Raw genomic sequence first — 245 nt, forward strand, 5'->3', positions numbered from 1 at the left:
CATTCGCCGCGCCGAGAACATGGTTGCCGAGGCCGATCTGGTGCTGTATCTGCATGACCTATCTGTTGGTGCCGCGGTTTCAACACCTGCTGATCCGCGCGTCTTGACCGTGGGGACGAAGGCAGACCTGGTGCCGGCTAGGAACGAGCTTGATTTTTCAATCTCCGTTCAGACCGGTGCCGGGCTTCAAGAGCTTCGGTCGATGATTGGCCGCCGGATTGAACAGATGGTCCGGCCAGATAGTT

1 protein-coding gene is annotated in these 245 nt (G+C 58.4%); it reads left to right on the plus strand.

The genetic code is table 11. The features are described from left to right. Window positions 1-245: hypothetical protein (locus tag SCA31_RS25040; protein WP_410699648.1), on the plus strand; the 245-nt coding region annotated here is incomplete at both ends.

This window comes from Chryseobacterium sp. SIMBA_028, from assembly GCF_046535285.1.
GTDB lineage: Bacteria > Bacteroidota > Bacteroidia > Flavobacteriales > Weeksellaceae > Chryseobacterium.